15 protein-coding genes are annotated in these 16,824 nt (G+C 41.4%); 11 read left to right on the plus strand and 4 right to left on the minus strand.

The window, feature by feature from the left end:
• The 3 genes from HUS62_RS00005 to HUS62_RS00015 all read left to right on the plus strand — a co-directional run.
• Positions 1-699 (plus strand): hypothetical protein (locus HUS62_RS00005; protein WP_220094935.1); only part of this gene is annotated, 699 nt, incomplete at its 5' end.
• A 256-nt stretch (positions 700-955) separates the two neighbouring features.
• Positions 956-1,510, plus strand: coding sequence for a cytochrome b (locus tag HUS62_RS00010; protein ID WP_054552924.1), 555 nt, complete (start codon positions 956-958; stop codon positions 1,508-1,510).
• Between the two features lies 1 nt (position 1,511).
• Positions 1,512-2,090, plus strand: coding sequence for a YceI family protein (locus HUS62_RS00015; RefSeq protein WP_054561236.1), 579 nt, complete (start codon positions 1,512-1,514; stop codon positions 2,088-2,090).
• A 62-nt stretch (positions 2,091-2,152) separates the two neighbouring features.
• Here the strand turns inward: HUS62_RS00015 and HUS62_RS00020 are convergent, their stop codons facing one another.
• Complete coding sequence (locus tag HUS62_RS00020) at positions 2,153-3,013, minus strand: transporter substrate-binding domain-containing protein (RefSeq protein ID WP_175078135.1); 861 nt, start codon at positions 3,011-3,013, stop codon at positions 2,153-2,155.
• Between the two features lie 113 nt (positions 3,014-3,126).
• The gene (locus HUS62_RS00025; protein WP_165381452.1) at positions 3,127-3,294 is read right to left on the minus strand and encodes a hypothetical protein; all 168 of its coding nucleotides are present in this window, start codon (positions 3,292-3,294) and stop codon (positions 3,127-3,129) included.
• Between the two features lie 362 nt (positions 3,295-3,656).
• On the opposite strand from HUS62_RS00025, the gene HUS62_RS00030 reads away from it, so the two are divergent.
• The 6 genes from HUS62_RS00030 (at position 3,657) to icd (ending at position 12,944) form a co-directional block, all read left to right on the plus strand.
• Entirely contained in the window at positions 3,657-4,232 is a 576-nt protein-coding gene (locus HUS62_RS00030; protein ID WP_063704584.1) for a hypothetical protein, read from the plus strand.
• A 45-nt stretch (positions 4,233-4,277) separates the two neighbouring features.
• Positions 4,278-4,583, plus strand: a complete 306-nt coding sequence (locus HUS62_RS00035; protein WP_175078136.1) for a hypothetical protein — start codon at positions 4,278-4,280, stop codon at positions 4,581-4,583.
• Positions 4,496-6,451, plus strand: coding sequence for a hypothetical protein (locus tag HUS62_RS00040; RefSeq protein WP_175078137.1), 1,956 nt, complete (start codon positions 4,496-4,498; stop codon positions 6,449-6,451). The genes HUS62_RS00035 and HUS62_RS00040 overlap by 88 nt, the downstream gene beginning before the upstream one ends.
• 142 nt (positions 6,452-6,593) lie before the next feature.
• Positions 6,594-8,858 (plus strand): TonB-dependent receptor, encoded by a 2,265-nt coding sequence (locus HUS62_RS00045; RefSeq protein ID WP_258536696.1) that lies wholly within the window; start codon positions 6,594-6,596, stop codon positions 8,856-8,858.
• Between the two features lie 37 nt (positions 8,859-8,895).
• Positions 8,896-11,577 carry a 7TM diverse intracellular signaling domain-containing protein gene (locus tag HUS62_RS00050; protein WP_175078138.1) on the plus strand — a complete coding sequence of 894 codons (2,682 nt, stop codon included), beginning with the start codon at positions 8,896-8,898 and terminating at the stop codon, positions 11,575-11,577.
• Between the two features lie 92 nt (positions 11,578-11,669).
• On the plus strand, positions 11,670-12,944 hold the full coding sequence (gene icd, locus HUS62_RS00055; protein ID WP_175078395.1) for an NADP-dependent isocitrate dehydrogenase: 1,275 nt from the start codon (positions 11,670-11,672) through the stop codon (positions 12,942-12,944).
• On the opposite strand, the gene HUS62_RS00060 is transcribed toward icd, so the two are convergent.
• Both HUS62_RS00060 and HUS62_RS00065 read right to left on the minus strand, forming a co-directional pair.
• Positions 12,941-13,384: a hypothetical protein gene (locus HUS62_RS00060; protein WP_175078139.1), complete on the minus strand. Its 444-nt coding sequence runs from the start codon at positions 13,382-13,384 to the stop codon at positions 12,941-12,943. The genes icd and HUS62_RS00060 overlap by 4 nt on opposite strands.
• 111 nt (positions 13,385-13,495) lie before the next feature.
• A complete protein-coding gene (locus HUS62_RS00065) occupies positions 13,496-14,443 on the minus strand; it encodes a LysR family transcriptional regulator (protein WP_054561245.1) in 948 nt (315 codons plus the stop codon).
• A gap of 105 nt (positions 14,444-14,548) precedes the next feature.
• On the opposite strand from HUS62_RS00065, the gene aceK reads away from it, so the two are divergent.
• Both aceK and HUS62_RS00075 read left to right on the plus strand, forming a co-directional pair.
• On the plus strand, positions 14,549-16,378 hold the full coding sequence (gene aceK / locus HUS62_RS00070) for a bifunctional isocitrate dehydrogenase kinase/phosphatase (RefSeq protein WP_175078140.1): 1,830 nt from the start codon (positions 14,549-14,551) through the stop codon (positions 16,376-16,378).
• Positions 16,379-16,429: 51 nt separating this feature from the next.
• Positions 16,430-16,822, plus strand: coding sequence for a hypothetical protein (locus tag HUS62_RS00075; RefSeq protein ID WP_058584827.1), 393 nt, complete (start codon positions 16,430-16,432; stop codon positions 16,820-16,822).
• Positions 16,823-16,824: the final 2 nt, after the last annotated feature.

The following is a 16,824-nucleotide window of genomic DNA, read 5'->3' on the forward strand; positions in this document are numbered from 1 at the left end:
GCAAAAATACCTCAGGCTAAGCATTTGGAGAGTAGGCTGAACCAAATGGCCATTGATGTAGCCGCCTCACTATCTGAACCTGAAACCCCAATGAATGTAAAAGCTTATAATGAGCTTGTTGATAAAAACAAATATATCCCTCGTGATAACGACGGGTTATTCAACGTAATGACAAGCCGATTAGATGACTTCGAACACCATCTGCTTAACGATGAGTTTAGTGTTGTCGATACATTTAGGGTAGTAAGGGGTGAGCTAGAAGCGAGAAGGTTTATATCTTCTTACCTAGACGCTAATAGTCATGAGGCATATTCTGTAAGTCAAGAAGCTGTTGTTATAGCTGAAAAACGAACGGATATTAGGCTGCAAGCCTCTAGGTTTGATGGTTATGCCTCAATAGAGTTGAAGGTAGTAGACAAAAGAGGTAATTGGTCTGGCTCCGCATTGAAGAAAGCTTTAATTGACCAACTTATTGGACAGTACCTTAATCATAAACGGAGCTGTGTCGGCTGCCTGCTGATAATGATGAGAGAAACCCGTAAATGGAAGCACCCTGAAACAGACGATATGATGACATTAGCCCAAACGGTTGAGTGGCTACAAAGTGAAGCTGACGAAATCATGAAGGATAGAACTGAACTTCGTGTAGTTGTGAAAGGTATAGATTACTCAAGTACAGCAAATGAGCTGCGTTCCTAAGTTGGCAATATAATTTCAGAGATTAGCTGGCCAATTATGGCCAGCTTTGTGAAATGTATTTATTGTTTTTTCAAATTTACATTAAAAAGTAATTAATTCCCCTAAAAGTTGAAACAAAAAAATAAAAAACGAGCACCTTTCAACTTCTCCCTTGTGTGTGCATATACGCACAGAAGCTGTTCGTTTTACGCTATTTTCATTATATAACCCATCGGTTAATCTATATTTAGTTTCACGATTCTCATGGGAAATGAGTATGTTAAAGAATTCAAAGTCAAGTTATGGCTGGGTTGCCATCTTAGTGCACTGGTTAATGGCACTTGGGGTGTTTGGTTTGTTTGGCTTAGGCGTGTATATGGTTGAGCTAACCTATTACGACGCTTGGTACAAAGGCTCTTTAGACTTACATAAAAGCGTAGGCATTACCTTAGCGGCATTGTTGTTGTTTCGATTTGGTTGGCGCTTATTAGGCACCCAACCTGAGCCTGTTGCAGGTAGTTCAAAAGCAATGAATCGAGTTGCACACTCAGTCCATAAACTAATTTATTTAGCATTAATCGTCATTGTGACATCTGGCTATTTAATTTCTACGGCTGATGGCCGTGCAATTGAAGTATTTAATTTATTTGCTGTACCGGCATTACCAGAGTCGGTCGCAAACCAAGAAGATATTGCAGGTAAAATTCACTTTTATGCCGCGTATGGGCTAATAGCTGTGGTTGTTTTACATGCTTTAGGGGCACTAAAACATCATTTTATCGATAAAGATAAAACCTTAATTAGAATGATCAAACCATTGAAGGATGATTAATATGAAAAAATTACTATTAGGCACAGCACTAAGTGCTGCACTTTTCTCAACAGCAAACGCAAATGCAGCTGACTACGTTATTGATACAGACGGTGCACACGCATTTGTAACTTTTAAAATTAAGCACTTAGGTTACAGCTGGTTACATGGTCGCTTTAATACTTTCTCAGGTGATTTTAGCTATGACGATAAAGCGCCTAATGCATCTAAAATCAATGTAACGATTGATACTAAAAGCATCGACTCAAACCATGCTGAGCGTGACAAGCACTTACGCGGTAAAGACTTCTTAAATGTTGATAAATACCCAACTGCAACATTTAAAAGTACCTCAATCAAGTTTGATGAAGACGGTGACGAAGCAGATGTTACTGGTGAATTTACCTTGAATGGTGTAACCAAAACCATTACTTTTGAAATTGACAAAATTGGTGAAGGTAAAGATCCGTGGGGCGGTTACCGTGTTGGTTTTGAAGGCGAAACAAGTCTTAAATTAACTGACTATGGTATTGACTACAACCTTGGCCCTGCTTCTACGCATGTTGATATTGGTTTATTCATTGAAGGTGTGCGTAAGTAAGCACCGTTAATACGACCGCCAATTCGCATAACTATGTGGGTTGGTAAACTTAAAAGTGCCGCTTAATGAGCGGCACTTTCGTTTCTATCTTTTAATCTCTTTTCTAAAATGGGCTGCAAATTATCCGGTAGCCAGCGAACTAACACATCATGAAAAGCATCTGTATGAGCGATTTTCTCAAGAGCTTCATCTAATAATTTTACCGTTACCTCACCTTGCTTGTTTTTAGTGCAGCCTATATAGCCAATGCTTAACGCCGGAGCTTCAGTAAGTGATAGTTGAGTTAAGTCATCTTCAAAGCCCATGGAATGAGCCAAGTAATAATGCTCGCTTGGGTAGCCAAGTAATATATCAATACGCTTTTTTTGTAGCATATAAGTTAGGCTTGCGAGGGTGTCTCTGCCGGGGCGTGAGATAATATTAGCGTCATGACTTTCGTTAATAACTTTGTCGATATTTGCTCCAAAAGAGCGACTCATAGAGACCCCTAAAGCAAGGTTTTCGGCTAGTAATGATTTAAGTGACACAGGTTTTGTTGAGCCTAGCTTAAGTTTTTTTGCTAACTCTTTACGTATTGAAATAGACGGCGACAAACCAACAGTTGATGAATGTTCAGTAAACTGAATATGCTGCTTGCGGTGCTCGCTTTGATATAACGACAGCATACAGTAATTATTTTGTGGGTTTGATAGTTCATGCACAGCACGACTGGCTGGCAATAAAGTGCGTTTAAATGAAACCTCAGGCAGTGCTTTTTCTAATAATTTGATCACACTTTCATCACGACCTGTGCTTTTATATTTATCATGCATGATGTAGTAGGGGGCAAAATCGACCATGATCCACTCAATAGCCTTCGGTTGCTTGGTTGCAGCAACTGGCAGGCAAAAAAGTAATAGTAAAATAGACCACACAAAACGCATTTTTACTACCTATTTATGGGCTAAAAATATAAGTGTAGCAGGAATTTAGCTATATGCAGGCTGGTGGTGAAAACTAAAACGCCAGCTTGTTGGCTGGCGTTTATCGGTAGGGTTTAGTTGGCTTTTAACCACTTCACAAATTGGCGTGCATCACTGGCCTTTTGGAAGATGGCATTTTTTAAGCCCTGCGTGTCACTAAAAATTACACGCTGTTTATTTACCGAGATTGATTGCACTGGATGTGCGATCTGGATCAAAGATCCGTTGTATTTATATGACATAATAAAACTCACTCTTTCTTTTGTCAGTGTCTGTAGAGCTTTAAAAGGCATTTAAAAATACAGACCGACATTTGTTGTCTTGCTAACAGTGTTGACTAAGTTTGTGACAGTTTGGTGATGATTTGAAAATTCATCAAAATGTCATTTAGCAAACAAGTTGCAAGTATTTATACGAATATGCGGGAATTACTGGATCAAGGTAAGGGGTTAACCGCGTGGTTTCTAAAAACCAGACAAGTAGATTACTGTAAGAATTAACTAAGCGCAAGGTTTATTTTTTAAACATCAAAAATAATCTCTGGATGTTTAACAGAAACAGGCGTATTGTGATTAGGCACAAAATAATAATAAGAAGTATGCTTATGAATTACCTTTTGGTATCAGATATATTCGGTAAAACAGCGCATTTATCGCTGCTTGCTCAGCAGCTTCGCGGTAAAGTGAGTCTTTGCGATCCTTATCTAGGAGAAATTCAGCTCCCTATAAACGAGCAGTTTCAATACCAGCATTTTATAACTCATTGCGGGCATGATAGTTATTTTGAACGGGTACATGTCAAAATGGCCGCTATTCGTCAGCCAACCACGATTATTGCATTTAGTGCAGGCGCAGCGGCTGTTTGGCGAGCTCAAGCAGAGTTAAAAAATTCATTCATTAAAAAAATTATTGCCTTTTATCCATCCCAAGTCAGGCACCACCTTGAGCTTGAAGCCAAAGTTCCTTGCCGATTTATTTTTCCTCACAGTGAAGAACATTTTGATATAAAGCCTGTGATTGCAACATTGAAAAGTAAAGCGAAGGTGAGCTGTGAAATAGCCGACTTTGGTCATGGTTTTATGAATCCGTTATCTGAGAATTTTAATCAGCTTGGCTATCAGCAATTTACAGAACAACTGTTAAAAGAAAGTTGTCATCTAGAAGTTGCCACCAACCATTAAAAACTAGTCTATAGTCATTACTAAACAATAATATAAGTAATGACTATGACGGACCAAGCAAATTACAGCCACTTCTTATCTAACCCAGTTGCTAAACCACCTTGTCGAATGTTCAATGCGCAAATGTACGGATTTTTTGTGTCTGGCTGTGAGCAAAAAATGCAGCAGTATGTTGATGCAACTTTAAACCTACTAGCAACCGAATCAACCTCGTTTAATGTGTTAGGGAGTATAACTCACTCAATCGACCAGCTAGTTGTTCATTGGCTACTTGGCAGCAGGCATTTAAACCACACAGTTTTATTGCTTTACAAGAGTTTATTGATAACGAATGGCAAACTTGGTCGATAGATTTTCCTACCGTTGAAGGGAACCCCGCTGATGGCAGTCTAGATATAACAGTGTGGGACTTTGTCACCATGACATTAGCATGGCTAAAAAAATGGACCGAAGGCATTGAGCATGTTTGTCAGCAGCAAGATGCTAAAACCATTTTAGTGACTAAAAAATCACGGGATCAATCGTTACTCAAACACATGTATCAAGAAATCAAAGCAGACATTGATACCCATTTAAATGGCGCAAAGCAGTTTATTGATGATATTGAAGCAGGTGCAACTGAAATTGCCTCGAACCCACGAACATTGATAACTCATTTGCTGCAGTTCACCGAAAAGCAGGCCACCCATACAGATAAGCAGGCCGATCGGCTGGTGATTTGGTATATCGTCAGAAAGTTAAAACGTTGGTTTAAAGACCAAGTTATTGATTTACTCGATGACAACCCGGAGCTGCGCAGACTTTATATTTGTGCCGATCTTGCGATTGCAATGCTCACAGGACTGATTAAAGACAAAGTATATCGCGACGGTTTTGGTGTCATTAATTGCTACGACTTTCGTCAGTGGCTCGAAAAAAATGGTGCGAATAAAACTTACAGCGTTGATTCAGCGCCAGTGCGCGGCTTTTATGATTTGGTGTTCGCTTACCCTAAAGGTGACTTTAGTAAACCCAATGTTGAAGCAGGCGTTGCCGCCCTTGCTATGTTACGTATAGGGCTTTGCTATAAAGGCGGCGTGATGTGGAAAATGCAAGCAGGCATGGGCGATGTCATTTTCGGACCAATTTATGAACTTTTAAAGCAGCGCGGCGTTAAGTTTAAGTTTTTCCATCAGTTAACTAACTTATCTGCTGGGCAAACTGACCAAGGTGAGCCGCAGGTAAGTGAGATTGAGCTTTGCCAACAGGTCAGTTTAGTTGGCAAAGACTATGAACCGCTCATAGATGTAAAGCAGCTGCCATGCTGGCCAAGTGAACCCCTGTATGAGCAAATCAGCCCCGCACAAGCGCACTTATTGCAAGAATATCAAATCAATTTAGAGTCATTTTGGAGTAATTGGCCCGAAGTGTATCAAGAACACTTTAGTACTGCATTGCCAACAGTGATGCTTCGCCATGGTATTGATTTTGATACACTGATTTTAGGTGTGTCGGTTGCCTCTCTTGAACACGTTGCCTCTGAACTTTTAGCTGTAGATTACGCGCTTTCTCAACAAGCAACAAAAGTGCAAAGTGTGGCGACTCAGGCTTGCCAAGTATGGTTGAATAAAACCGACTCACAACTTGGCTTTACGCAAACTAATGCTGCTCACGAAGGGCCTATTTTAAGTGGCTTTGTCGAGCCGTTTGATACCTGGGCGGCATTGGGTAACTTACTCGATAAAGAAGATTGGCCAAGTGAAAATGCGCCTGTGAACATTGCCTATTTTTGCAGTGCGTTTAGCTGCGAAAACTACCCACCTGCCAGTGCACATCAATTCCCAGAGCAAATGAAAGCCGAAGTAAAATTGAATATGCATAATTTGTTTAGCGCAGATATGCGGCCACTTTGGCCTGAAGCCTATATTGATAACAAGTTTGATTGGCAGGTTTTTTACAGTGATCCGCATAGCATTTTACCTGTACTAGAGCAGCAATATTGGCGCGTTAATGTCGATCCTAGTGAGCGCTATGTTTTATCTGTGGTTGATTCGAGTAAATACCGCCTGGCTACAGATGGCAGTCAGTTTGTTAATTTGCGCATCACTGGCGACTGGATAAAAACCGGCGTTAATGCAGGCTGTGTTGAGGCTGCTGTGATGGCCGGTATGCAAACAGCGCGGGCAATATGTGGTTGGCCAAGCGAAATCAGCGGAGAGCATGCATTCGAAAAAGGTTAGTGTGAGTAAAGTTGTAAAAAAGTATGCGTATAAGTCATGAATTTTCATGATTTATATGCGACTTTAATCTATTGTTTGGTCTATACTTACCACTAAATTACAACAATTTAACAAGTTTCCCTCTTTTAAGGTCTAAAAGCCAATGAAGCGTCCTTTTCTTAAAGATCCTAAGTTGATGATGTTGTCGAGCACCAGCTTGGCGGCATGTGTAATGGCAAGCGCTGTTGCACAAGGAGCTGAGACTGAAAAAGACATGGAAGTTATTAGCGTTTATGCACAAAAGCGTCCGCAAGCAATTGAAGACGTAAGTGTAGCGGTAAGCCAAGTGGATGGCGAAATTTTAAAAGCTCAGCATTTTAAAGATTCAACTGAAATTGGTTTGTTTGCGCCAAACGTTAAAATTACCCAAAACGCCGCAGAAGGGACGCCTCCCGCTGTGAGCATCCGTGGGGTGGGGTTACTTGATTATAATACGGCGAATACTTCACCTGTGGCCATGTATCTTGATGGCGTTGCGGTGGGGTCTGCTAATAATCAAATTGTTAACTTGTACGATATTGAACAACTCGATATTTTACGCGGCCCGCAGGGTACCTTATTTGGTCGTAATTCTACCGGTGGTGCAATACTTATACGCTCAAATCGCCCTGAGTTTGATAGCTATGGCTCGCTAACATTAGGTGCTGCTAATAACAACGCAACCAGCGTCGATGGTATGTGGAACCAGCAACTCTCAGACTCCAGCGCAATGCGTATTGCTGTTAACTATCAAGACTATGAATATTCAACAAAAAATACTTATGCAGACTCACCAACAGCAGGCATGGAGCAAAAAAATGCACGTGTGTCTTTTTTGTCGGAGTGGGATGATGTTGATCTTTACCTGCAAGCGCATATTGAAGATTGGGATGGTATTGCCCAGCCAGTTGGTAGTATTGGTATTGTCGCAAACCCTTTAACGGGTGAGCTGTGTTCACCAGCAGATGCGGGCTCAACAGGCTGTTTTGATAACTTTGGTTTTAATGATGGCAGTGATGACTTCTTTGCTGTGAGTGTCAATAACGACTCACCTCATAAGTCTGATGGCTACGGTTTTATCGCCGAAGTCAATTGGGATTTAAACGAGCAAAGTACATTTACCTCACTTTCGAGCTTTAACGATTTAGAAAGAAGCCACGCTTTTAACTGCGATGGATCGCCAGCTCGTTTGTGCGAAGGAGTATTAGGGCTAGATACCCAACTATTCAGCCAAGAATTCAGGTTATTAAACGAACTTGCTGATTACACACTCACCAGTGGTGTTTATTTTGCAGATGAGACGATTGAGCAAGATAATTTAAATGATATTTTGCGTGATTTCCGGGGTATTTTACCGACAAGCTTAACCGCGACCTTTATTTACGATAACGAAATCAAGATGCAAAATTTGGCTGTATTTAGCCAAATTGAAGTGCCTGTCGCAGATAAATGGATGATTACAGCCGGCCTTAGATATGACTATGAGTCACTTGAGTATGACTCAATCGCCACGTTAAATGCGGTGGTTGATGTGAACGACTTAGACGGAGTGCTTGTACCATTTTATCGCGTTACCGATGAGCAATCAGACAATGGCTTTACTGGTCAATTTGCCGTTAATTATCGCTATTCAGATGCAAGCAATCTTTATTATCGTTTTGCTAATGGTAGTAAAAGTGGTGGCTACAACGGAGGCTTTTTGTCATCTGAAGAACAAGCAATCTTAGCAAACTATGGCAAAGAGCGCTTAAATGCCCATGAAATTGGCTTAAAGTCGTTCTGGCCTGGGAAGCAACTTAGAATGAATTGGGCGGCGTTTTACTATGACTATAACGACCAACAAGTGTTTATGAATCAAGCCTCAGAAACACCGCAAATGCCCCCAGTGCAATTACTTGAAAATGTGGCTGACTCAACTATTTATGGCCTTGAAACTGAAATTAATTACCAAGCAACTAAGCAATTAGCCATGCTACTTTCAGTTGGCTATATCCCTCATGCTGAATTTGAAGATTACGTTGACCCACTTGGCAACAGCATTACCGATAACCAACTGCCGTTTACCTCTAAATGGAATGTATCAGCGGGATTAAAATACGATACCAGCTTGGCGTCGTATCCGTTATCGGCCAACATTATTTACGATTATCAGTCTGAGTTTTATTTTGACCAGAACATGAATCCATATGCACGCCAAGACGGCTTTAGCATTGTTAATGCGCATCTAAAATATGATGTTGATAATTGGTCATTTACTTTATGGGGCAAAAATTTATTTGATACTGAATACAGTCAGTTAAAGTTCGATTTAAGCTCGTTCCTAGGCATGCTTGAAGACTTTAAAGGGGAAGGGCGTCGCTATGGCTTTGATGTTTCACTGCAATTCTAGTCATTGCCATCTCCAAAATGGTACAGGGGTTTTGTGAATGCGGTTAAAGCTGTATTTAAGTACTCTGCTGTTTTTATTGCTATTGAGTGTTTCGGCTAATGCACAACAGACGTTTGTCTACACTGATGCTGTGGCTGATCAAAACCTTCATGATGTTGGTGAAGTGTTTACGGCAAACGATAATATGTTTCCGCAATCGGTGGCTGCGATTGATGCTTGGCGAGCAAGCAAAAAACCGCAATCTCGAATAAGCTCGGTTGGCGGTAGTTATTGGTTAATTGTTGAAATTGAAAATCTAAGTGATATCGAAGATTTAGTGCTTTATCCGTATAACACCTTGGTATCGAAAATAGAAAGCCGCATTTACGATATTACTGATCCAACTGCCCCAATACAGCACTTTGTAACCGGTGGGGTCGAGCCGAATCAATTTGCTTTTCACTATGGTAATCGCTTATCTCTTGAAAAAGGTAAGCACTATACGCTTATCACTTATTTTGAGAGTGACTACTTTTATACTCCCGCAAAGCTGGTATTGACGCCTTATCAAGATTATTTTCAAAACATAACCATTGAAAATATGATCATGATGCTTTGCTTTGGGGTGGGTATTGCACTTGGTTTATATAACTTATTGATTTACTTGGTTTCTCGTGATGTCACACACCTTTACTACGCGCTATTTACTGCATCCTGGGTGTTTGCTTGGAGCCATTTTTTCCATATTTCTGATCAGCTGTTTGGTTACTATAATCCTCATCTTCATTGGCTCGGCTTTGCGCTCACACCCTTAACCAATATTCTGTTTTACAACAACTTACTCAAACTTAAAGAGACATTTCCCAAACTGGCGCAATTATCCCTGACGGTGGGTGTAATCGCTACTCTGGGTATTCCGTTTTGTATTTTATGGCCAAGCTTTGGTTTTTATTGGTCAACGTTAGTAACGGGTGTTGCTTTATGTTTAGGCTTATACATAGGTGTACGCTGTATGCTCATTGGCTTTAAGCCAGCACGCTATTTTGTGCTTGCTTACATTGCCATGATGCTACCGAATATGGTCGGAAATTTAACTAATTTAGGCTTGCTGCCTGCTACCTCCATTAATTTATATTTATTGGGTTTGATAGGCACAGCGATGGATGCCATGTTACTGGCGTTTGCTGTTGCTGATAAGTTTAGGCTGCTTCACGATGACAACGTAGAGCTCAATAAAAATCTAGAAGAAAAAGTCCATTTAAGAACCTTGGAGCTTGAAGAACTCGCCTCTGAGCTTCGCGATGCGAATGAAGCTAAAAGCCGTTTCTTAGCGAATATCAGTCATGAGATTCGCACCCCAATGACATCAATTATTGGCTATGCAGATGGCATTATGCTCGGGGACATTAAGCCTCATGAGCGCAACCATGGGATTGGCGTTATATTGCAAAATAGCCGCCATGTTCTTGGCTTAATAAACGATATACTCGATATGTCGAAGATTGAAGCCAACAAGCTAGAAATAGATTTAGTCGAAACAGACTTGTTTGCCACGATTGCCAATATTGAGTCACTTATTGGCAAGCAAATCCGTGATAAGGGCTTAAAGTTCAGTGTTGATTATCAGTTCCCGTTGCCAGACTACCTAATTACCGATCCGAGTCGTTTAAGGCAGATCTTATTAAACTTAACAACCAACGCCCTTAAGTTTACTCAAGTGGGGCGTATAACTTTAACGGTGAGCTGTCATAACGATAAGTTGTCGATAAGCGTAAAAGACACCGGTATTGGCATGACAGACAAAGAGCAGCAAGCCTTGTTTAGTGCCTTTTATCAAGCGGATTCAAGTATTTCTAGGCAATATGGTGGCACGGGTCTTGGCCTTAATATTTCAAAGAGCCTCGCCAAAAAATTGGATGGGGATATTAGCGTTAAAAGTAATGTCGGCTCTGGCAGTGAGTTTATTTTCACCATGTCGATTTATACTACAGATAATACACGCTGGCTTAATGATATGAGCGAAGTGAAGCTCGTTGAAACCTCACCGTTTAGTAAGCTTGATGCACCAGAGAACTTAAAGGGCAGAGTATTACTTGCCGAAGACCACCCAGACAACCGACGTTTAATTGCGCGAATATTAGAGCGTATGGGGCTGACAGTGACCACCGTTGAAAATGGTAAAGACGCAGTGCAAGCAACCCTCGAAGACAGCTTTGACCTTATTCTACTCGATATTCAAATGCCGATTATGGACGGTCAAGAGGCATTGAAAATGATGCAAGCAACGGGAGTAAGCGCGCCTATCATTGCACTGACAGCGAATACCATGAAGCATGAAATTGCCCGTTATATGAAGCAAGGCTTCAATGATTTAATCGCCAAACCAATTGATAGAAACGCGTTTAGCCATAAAATTGCCAGTTACTTAGATTGCGATGAGTTAGCCGATATCAAATTACCTGAAAAAGAGTTTCAGGCGCTTAAAGATGACTACATAAAAGGTCTTGAAGAACAGTATCGAGAAATGCGCGACCAATACAAAAAGATGGATATTGATGGCTTAAGCAGAAATGTTCATATGCTTAAAGGTGCTGCGAACATGTTCGAATGTGAAACGCTTTATGTTAAAGCGGTTGCCGTTGATGCTGCGCTTAAAAAAGATACCGTCACGCTCGATACGCAGCTTATTGCCTCCTTATTTTGTGCCATGCAAGACGAGATAACCAAGGTAACGCATTGATTGCTTGAATAGCGGCTATTTCTTTGTAAGCACAGACAAATTAGCTATTTCTTGATATTAATATTATTAAAACACCTTGCTGGGAAGGCATGATGCAGTATCAACATATTTCAGTACCCTCGAATGGCGCGCAAATTACTATCGATAGTAAGGGGCAATGGCATATTCCTGATAACCCGGTTATTGCTTACATTGAAGGCGATGGTGTTGGTCAAGATATCAGCCCGGTGATGCGTGATATTGTTGATGCTGCAGTGAATCATGCTTATCAAGGCGATAAACAAATACATTGGATGGAAGTGTTCAATGGCGAAAAAGCAGCAGCGCTTTACGATGGCGACTGGTTCCCGCAAGAAACTCTGCATGCCGTTAGGCAGTATAAAATTGCCATAAAAGGGCCGCTAACAACCCCCCTTGGCGGTGGTTTTCGCTCTTTAAATGTGGCTCTTCGTCATGAGATGGATTTATTCGTTAACATGCGGCCCATTCGCAGTTATCCGCATTTACCATCCCCCTTAAAAGAGCCTGAAAAAACCCAAATCACAGTAATACGCGACAGCTCAGAAGACGTTTACTCAGGCATTGAGTGGCAGGCTGGCAGTATCGATAACGAGCGTATGCTTGATTTTCTGTGCCAAGAAATGGGTGTCACCCGACTTCGCTTTGATAACCAATGCGGTATTGGCATTAAAAATAGCTCGAAAGAGGCGGCAGAGCGACTGATGCGTTACGCCCTTAACTTTGCCCTTAAAGAGCACAGTGAATCACTGACTGTGGTGCACAAAGGCAATGTACTTAAATTTACCGATGGCGCCTTTAAACGTTGGGCATTTGCCCTTGCTGAGCAAGAGTTTAACGCTGTAGCGCATGAAAATGGTCGTTGGTTAGTGATCAAACGTGACGAGCAAGATGATTTAATTATCAAAGAAGTCATTGCCGATAACATGCTACAACAAGCGCTGCTCACCCCAGAGCAATTTGATGTGGTGGTAACAACCAATCAAAACGGCGATTACTTAGCTGATATGCTAACCGCACAAGTCGGTGGGGTAGGTATTATGCCTGCGGCAAACTTAAATAATGAAGTGGCCTTTTTTGAACCGACTCATGGCACATTTAATCGCATAGCCGGGGAAGACAGTGCAAATCCAACAAGCAGTATTTTAAGTGCGGTTATGATGCTACGTTTTATGGGCTGGCACGAAGCGGCGAATAAAATAGAAAAAGCCCTAGAGCAGACGCTTAGCGCAAATGAAATGACGTTTGATTTGGCTAACCTAGTAGCCGATGCGACGATGCTTAGTTGCAGTGATTTTGCAACAAGCATCATCGCGCGAATAAGTAACTCAAATAATGAACCATATTAAGCGGCATTGGCGCTTTTAACTGCGTAGACACATGGTTTACCTGTTAACTGTGCTGCACGTTGGTAAATGTGTTCTGCACCAGGTTCGTTGCTTGTCATGCCTGTTAATGTATCCATTAACGCAACCACTAAAATAGCTGGTACTTGGCAGCAGTATTCATCTAACACTGCAGTTGTTGTTTGTGCATCAACATGACAATGCGGGTGAGTACGTACTGTGCTATATGCTTTTAACAGTGTCTCTGCTTGTAGAACATCATCATCTTGATGTTTGGTTTTACGGCATTGGCAACCAAACTCATCAACCATTGTTGCCAGTGTTTGGTAAATTTCTTCGCAAGCTAAATCGCTTTTTTTACAAAGCTGCTGCTCGATGAATGAGTGTAATTGACCATTGATGTAAAGGCCGTCCTGTTGAGTGAATTGCGCTGAAGTTTCCATAATCATTTTCTCTTTGTTTATGTGCTTAACTTCACTCTAGCCCTTCACTCATTATTAATGAAATTGTTGTTTTCAATAACTGATATTGATTTTATCAATATTATACTGTTTTTAGCGATCAGCCACGGTACTGGCAAAGGCAAGTAGCTCTCTACGCAGCCACTGGTGTGGGTTTGCGTGATGTAGCAAAGGGCTCCATAACATTTTTACTTCAATAGGGACTATTTGAAATGGCACTGGACTTATTACCAAATCAGTGTGTTTTGCGAGTAACATGGCTTGGCGACGGGGTAATGTGGCAATGAGTTGAGGTGATTGGCAAAGTAGGCTCGCCACCATGTAATGGCGGGTGAATACGCGAATATTGCGGGTTTGTTCTAGTTGCCATAATGCCTCATCGACCCAGCCGAGTTTTTGGCTGCCTGATTTATTTGTTACTGCCGCTTCTACGCCCCAACCAGCCCGATTCACCCAAATGTGTTCTTGAGCAAGGTAGCCTTCAAGGTTTTGCTGTTGTAAGTAAGAGTTGTCTGGGTGTGTTAAGCAGCAGTAATTGTCGCGCCACACACTTGCCTGGTGGAATGAGCGGGGCAGGCCGTTAAAGCGATTAATGGCAAGGTCGATGGTGCCTTTTTCCATATCTTGAAGGTTAACATCGCTTGGGCTCAAAATATCAAAGTTAAGCCCCGGATTCTTTGCAAGCTGCTGGGTGATAAACGGCGCAATAAGGGTTGATTCAAGGTAGTCGTTTGCCATGATCCGAAACGTAATATTCGCTGTGCTCGGGTCGAATACCTCACTTGGCTGAGTAATTTCCTCAGCCATTTTTAACAGTGATTCTATTTCAGGTTTAAGGCTGAGCGCTTTTGCCGTTGGCGTCATTGTGCCAGCGGCTCTCACTAATAATGGATCATCAAATAAATCACGTAAACGCTTAAGGGCGTTACTCATTGCAGGTTGAGTCAAAGCCAGTTTATTGGCGGCTTTAGACACACTTTGTTCATCAATGAGGACATTTAAATACACCAATAGGTTGAGGTCGACGTGTCTAATATTCATTTGATCAATCTTATTTATTATCTTTATTAATTACCTAAATTAAAGCGCGCTTGCTATTGTGTGTAAACAAGGCGACTAAAATAATCAGCATAAGCGATAAAAATAATGCCACAGCAGAGTTCATATTTGGCTGTTAAATCACACAGCGAACAGTTAAATCAGGTCGTAGCGACTAAGCTTGCCCGTGCGGTGTATGCTGGCTTTGAGGCTATGTTTGCAGAGTTTTTAAATATTACCCTCGGTGCACAAAGTCGTTTTGAACAGCGCCAGTGGCATCAAGTTCAAGGGGCTATGAAATCGCGATTGCAAGTTTACGAAGGGCAAGTAAAAAAGGTAAGCCAAGCGGTAAAAATTATTGCTTATAGTGAAGTAGACGACCCTGCACTTTGGTTATTAGCCAAACAAATATACGCAGAAATGGTGCAAAGCCATGAAAACCAGCCTATTGCTCATACCTTTTTTAACTCAACCTTCGGTGCAATTTGGGACTCACGAAAAATCCGCAATGTGCACTTGTTTGTACTAAAAGCACGATATCAACTGGGGCCAAGACCCTTTGATTCATTGGTTAGCCGCATTTCCCTGCAAAATGGCTTTGAAAGTGCGATTAGTAGCTTGATCAAGCGCCATGTATTTCGGTCACAATACGCTGATTTTACTGATGATGTTGCCATGTTACAGCGTACCTTGATTGCTGGAGCGAAACAACAATGCCCACAAGTTTATGAGCTGCTTGCTCTCAACGATGGCTATATTGAATACGCTAATTCATTGTTTTTCAGAAATAAAGCCTGCTACATCATAGGCCGCTGTATTGCTAAAAATGGCGATAACATGCCATTTGCGATTGCGCTATTAAACAGTGAAAAAGGTCTTCACATTGATGCCGTGATGATGGGAGCTGATCAACTCAGCTTGTTGTTTGGCTTTGCGCGTACTTATTTTATGGTCGACACTGACCAACCCGCCCGATACGTTGATTACCTCAGTGTTTTAATGCCCCATAAGCAACGTTTTGAGCTGTTTAATGCCATAGGCTTTATCAAACACGCGAAAACCGAGTTTTATCGTTACAAAGTTGATACCACCCGTAATAGCCCCGTTGACGATAAATACACACTTGCGCCGGGTACGCCGGGCATGGTGATGCTGGTATTTACCACCCCAGGCTCAGATTATGTGTACAAGGTAATAAAAGATAAATTTAGTGCACCAAAAACAGCCACCAAACAACAAGTAATGGCCAAGTACGACTTTGTTAAACAAGCCGACCGAGTAGGACGGCTAGTTGATACACACGAATTTCGTTATTTAGCGTTTGATTTAAGCCGATTTAGTGATGAGCTCATACAAACAATGCAGCAGCAAATTGGCGATAGCTTAGTGATCTCGGGTAATGCACTTATTTTGCGCCATGTTTATGTAGAGCGCAAAATGACGCCGCTTAATTTGTATATCAACGACTGTGATAAGCGAAAACTGCAGCTAGTAATGGTTGATTACGGTAAAGCGATAAAAGAGCTTGCGGGGGCTAATATTTTCCCCGGTGATATGCTGATGAAAAACTTTGGTGTAACCCGTTGGGGAAGAGTAGTGTTCTACGACTATGATGAAATTTGCCCGATGACAGAGTGTCAATTTAGAGAACTGCCAAAAACCGATGACTCATTAGATGAGCTAAGCAGCGAAAGCTACTTTGATATTGCCGAAAACGACGTATTTCCGAGCCAGTTTAAAGTATTTTTTAGAGCTAATAAGCGAGCGTTTGATTACTTCAATGCTGCACATCAAGATATTTTCACCGCCACAATGTGGCAGCAATTACAGACAGCCATAAACGATGGGCAATTGCTTGATGTTTATCCTTATAAGCAGTCTTGGCGCTTTTCGTCGATGAGAGCTCAAATGAAAAAATCTCAACCTATAACTGTTTAATAGGAACATAGTGTTAGCGTATGCTATTTAAAAATTGCTAAGGAACGCACTATGAAAAACACACTGTTATTATCGAGTTTATTTATTTCGTCTATGGTAAGCGCCAATCCGTTATTAGGTAGCTGGCAATTTGTTGAAGGCAAATATGCAACCAATGACGGCTATGTGACGGCAAAAGCGCCAGAAATAACCTCTGTTAAACTGATTACACCCAGTCATTTTAGCTATATCACTCAAAAGCAAGGCAACTTTCATTATGCTGGTGGCGGCAAATATGTTTTGCAAGACCAGCAATTTATCGAAACTTTTTCCTATGGTAATGTACCTTCACTACTTGGTAAGACCATGGCATTTGATTACAAAATTGAAGGTGATTTATGGCACCACACCTTGTATGAAAATGGCAAATTAGTCGAAGCTGAGATCTGGCAACGAATTAAATAGAA

The sequence above is a fragment of the Pseudoalteromonas sp. 0303 genome (assembly GCF_013349995.1).
Classification (GTDB): domain Bacteria; phylum Pseudomonadota; class Gammaproteobacteria; order Enterobacterales; family Alteromonadaceae; genus Pseudoalteromonas.